This is a genomic window from Kiritimatiellia bacterium (assembly GCA_025054615.1).
GTDB lineage: Bacteria > Verrucomicrobiota > Kiritimatiellia > CAIVKH01 > CAIVKH01 > JANWZO01.
Map to the genome: position 1 here is coordinate 1 of JANWZO010000041.1, position 755 is coordinate 755.

The following is a 755-nucleotide window of genomic DNA, read 5'->3' on the forward strand; positions in this document are numbered from 1 at the left end:
TCGCTCGCCACTACTCAGGGAATCGCTTTTGGGTTCTTTTCCTCTGGGTACTTATATGTTTCACTTCCCCAGGTTCGCGCAGTGCGCCACATTCGGCGGGTTACCCCATTCGGAAATCGACGGATATTCGCCTGCTTGCGGCTCCCCGTCGCTTATCGCAGCTAAGCCACGTCCTTCATCGCCTTTCTGTGCCGAGGCATCCACCGTTTGCCCTTAGCTCTTAATCCGAAAATCCTTCGTTGATGACAAACGCTCAACACAAGGTTGGACGCATTTGGTCAATAGGAAAGATTATGGACTAAGCTTGAAGTTGCTTCAAGCCTTCTACAAATTGTCAATGAACAAGTCTTCCGTCGCCGAAGCGATTGAAGACGAATCGCGTGGAGCTTAGCGGCCTCGAACCGCTGACCTTCTGCTTGCAAAGCAGACGCTCTACCAACTGAGCTAAAGCCCCCACTGCCCGATGGATTGGCGGTTTCGGGCTTGTGGGACTGAGTGGAGTTGAACCACTGACCTCACGCTTATCAGGCGTGCGCTCTAACCACCTGAGCTACAGTCCCAGAGAGTAGGCTTGCAAACCCGAATCGCATTCGGTCAGATAAGGCTTTTTCCACCCATCTCTTCGTTGAGGCTGTCGCGCTCAACTGTGCAGATTCAATTGTTGAAGCAAGCCAAAAGTCGGAGCGGATTGGACCATCTCTTGCGAGAGGTCGTTCCATAGAAAGGAGGTGATCCAGCCGCACCTTCCGGTACGG

2 tRNA genes and 1 rRNA gene are annotated in these 755 nt (G+C 52.8%); all 3 read right to left on the reverse strand.

The features are described 5' to 3' along the window. A 23S ribosomal RNA gene (locus NZ740_10710) occupies positions 1-227 on the reverse strand; the annotation flags it as partial. Between the two features lie 154 nt (positions 228-381). After that, positions 382-454, reverse strand: a tRNA-Ala gene (locus tag NZ740_10715). A gap of 32 nt (positions 455-486) precedes the next feature. Then, positions 487-560, reverse strand: a tRNA-Ile gene (locus tag NZ740_10720). Positions 561-755 lie beyond the last annotated feature (195 nt).